The organism is Haloferax sp. Atlit-10N, assembly GCF_003586325.1.
Classification (GTDB): Archaea; Halobacteriota; Halobacteria; order Halobacteriales; family Haloferacaceae; genus Haloferax; species Haloferax prahovense.
Genome location: NZ_PSYX01000174.1, coordinates 1 through 442, shown reverse-complemented (window position 1 = coordinate 442; position 442 = coordinate 1). Strand labels below are relative to the sequence as shown.

2 pseudogenes are annotated in these 442 nt (G+C 63.1%); both read left to right on the top strand.

Going from position 1 to position 442, the window contains the following annotated elements:
* A pseudogene (locus tag C5B91_RS21725) lies at positions 1 to 98 on the top strand (tRNA pseudouridine(38-40) synthase TruA); the annotation flags it as partial.
* Positions 99 to 182: 84 nt separating this feature from the next.
* A pseudogene (locus C5B91_RS21720) lies at positions 183 to 442 on the top strand (HAD family hydrolase); the annotation flags it as partial.

Here is a 442-nt window from a genome sequence, read left to right as displayed (position 1 = left end):
CTGAGAGCACGGTTCGGGCGTTCAACGAGCGGGCGCTCGCGGACCGAATCGGCTGGCGCGTCGGGTCGCGAATCCGTGACGGCGTCGACAGCGCGTAGTCCACCCAGACATCAATAGCACTCCGGAGCCATTGGGGTACCTCATAGCAAAGATATCCTTCTTCGGGTCCGAATCGTCCGACCATGTGCTACGACGCTGTCATCTTCGACAACGACGGCGTACTGACGGAACCGACGCTACTCGAAGTCGAGCGCGAAGCAGTCCGGCGGGCGTTCGCCGAGTTCGGCGTGGACCCGACGACGGAGGCGATTGATGGCGTCATCCACGGTGGACTCACGCATCTGCGCCGCATCTGTGCGGTCCACGACGTGCCGGTCGACGAGTTTTGGTCGAGTCACGAGACGCACGCCGCCACTACGCAGTTGGAGTGCCTCGAAAACGG